Raw genomic sequence first — 2,230 nt, forward strand, 5'->3', positions numbered from 1 at the left:
GCGTCATACCAGTGGTGCAGTCATATGATCGTTCATCCCGCCCATCAGCCTCGACCGCGCCAGTCACGAGAACTGCAGGCACGACTGTGCCCCCTTGCCCGCCCCCACGGACGTCCAAACATCATGCAATTTGGCAAAGCACCGGCGCCGAAGCCACCCGACCTCGATGACGCCATTTCGTCGAAGCATGTGTCGTCGGCACTGTGCAGGGCAGAAGCAGGCTGTCGGTCCCGCGCAGCGACAGCAAGCGCGGCCTGAGCATGCGAAGGGGGTCGCTTTGATAGGAGTGCCCGGCTGGGTTCCGTTCAGGACGTTCCCTGAAGACTTGGTGGCGTGGCGGTGGCTTCGACGCTGGTTGTGGGCAGGTTGTCGTAGCCCGGATGCTATAAGCTAATTTCCGCCATTGGAGGCTCAGTTTCACGCTATGCCAGCCCGTGTTGTACAGGTGAAGCCGACTGGTCAGTGGACCGCAAACGAACGGCGCGCCGCTTCTCTTTGGTGATGCTCGCGCCGCGCTTTCTTCGCTGACGGTATGGAGATGAAGCGCGGCATGCCCCTGTAGCAGCCGATTTCACAACCAGACTTGCGCCCGCACTGCCCCTGTTGCTGCGGCATACCAATGCGTGGCGTCAGGAAGACTTCGTCGACCATTAGCCGTCTCGCTGAGATACTACCGAGCCCGAGCTCCCCTATCCTAGACCCTCGTATCGCATATCGGACGGCCCCACATCAGCCCAAGTTGCCATGGGGACCAGCCCCATGCGTTCGCCCGAATGCAGCTTCCTGGCTTGATCGACAGCAACCCAGGGGACGGTGCAGGCCAAGATTGCGGCAGGGCTTGGGCAACCATCAGGTCGCCCAAGGGGTGCCCCACCCTTCTCCTCAGAACTCAGCTGCTTCCAGCTGGCGGCTGAAACTCACAGGCGCAGCCAGCTTGGTCTCTAACCGCATCGATCGCATCATGGTGTCTGCCATGAATCCGTGTGCGTGAAGCGCTCCAGAGCGAAGATGTTGGGCGTCAACCAGGTTCACCAATGAGCTTCACTGCTCGAGTTCTGCACGGTGTCACCGCCTGGCGCCGGAGGTTGATCCGGTGATTAGGAGGAGCACTCGTTGTCGGATTCTCGACGATGTCGGACATGTGACACAACGCTTCCAGAGCGATCGCGTTGTTCCGAAACGATTTTCCCAGTTGGCACGACGGTTGCGGTCCCTATGCGCAAAAGCACTGCGATGCCGCACCGACTGGAAGAACTCATCAATGATCACGCTTTTCGAACATGTGGGCGCCGCTACCAGCACTGAGCGTTCCCGAGCCGACGGAAGCCTCTATCCCTTCTTTCTGAAGGCTGTCCGGACATGAACGCATTTGATGTCCGTCCAACGCTGGATGCTCCCGACGACGATCCCTATGTCTGGCTTGAAGATGTAGAGGGCGAGCGGGCACTTGCCTGGGCCGCCGGCCAATCGGCAAAGACCCTGAAGCACTTCGGTGGAGCGCAATTCGAGCGCGACCGCGCGGCTCTGACAGCCATTTTCGACAATCGCGACAATCTTCCCCTGATCGCGCGCCGTAGTCAGTACCTCTACAATTACTGGCGAGATGACGGTAATCCACGCGGACTGTGGCGCCGGACCACCCTTGCCGCCTACATGAAGGCGGATCCCCAATGGGAGCTACTGCTCGATCTGGATGCTCTCGCGGCTAGCGACGGAGAGGACTGGATCTGGGACGGCGCGTCCATCGAGCCGGAGAGACGGGAAAGAGCCGTTCTGCGCCTGTCGCGCGGCGGCAGCGACGCGGTCGTGCATCGCGAATTCGACCTGATCTCTCTGAGCTTTGTCGCCGACGGCTTCAACCTCCCCGAGGCCAAAGGCTACGTTAATTGGCTGGACCCTGACACGCTTCTGCTTTCCAGTGCGCTTGGTAATGGCATGGCCACCCGCTCCGGCTATGCGCGCACCGTTCGACTGTGGAAGCGTGACGCGGATCCCCTCACCACGCCGGCAATCTTCGAGGCCGGGTTCGAAAGCTTCCAAGTGTCTGGTCATTCGGACCGCACCGGCCGCAGCGAGCGCCTTTGGTTCATCGAGCAGCCGGCCTTCTTCGAGAAGATCAGCTGGATCGGCGATAGGAGCGGGCCGAGGAGGCAGATCGATCTTCCTCGCGACGCGTCGTGGCGGGTCTTCGGCGACTGGCTGGCGGTAAGGCCGCGCAAGCCCTGGACGG

General features: G+C 61.2%; 1 protein-coding gene and 1 pseudogene. One reads left to right on the top strand and one right to left on the bottom strand.

Annotated elements, in window-relative coordinates:
* Positions 1–459: 459 nt before the first annotated feature.
* Positions 460–651 carry a hypothetical protein gene (locus EN906_RS31545; protein WP_127266638.1) on the bottom strand — a complete coding sequence of 64 codons (192 nt, stop codon included), beginning with the start codon at positions 649–651 and terminating at the stop codon, positions 460–462.
* A gap of 708 nt (positions 652–1,359) precedes the next feature.
* On the opposite strand from EN906_RS31545, the pseudogene EN906_RS31550 reads away from it, so the two are divergent.
* Positions 1,360–2,230, top strand: a pseudogene (locus EN906_RS31550) (prolyl oligopeptidase family protein); the annotation flags it as partial.

Origin of the sequence: Mesorhizobium sp. M7A.F.Ca.CA.004.06.1.1 (genome assembly GCF_003999135.1) — a bacterium.
In the GTDB taxonomy this organism is placed as follows: Bacteria; Pseudomonadota; Alphaproteobacteria; order Rhizobiales; family Rhizobiaceae; genus Mesorhizobium.

Coding starts and splice junctions, on each gene's coding strand:
- EN906_RS31545 (WP_127266638.1), bottom strand. CDS start 651: ATGGTCGACGAAGTCTTCCTGACGCCACGCATTGGTATGCCGCAGCAA.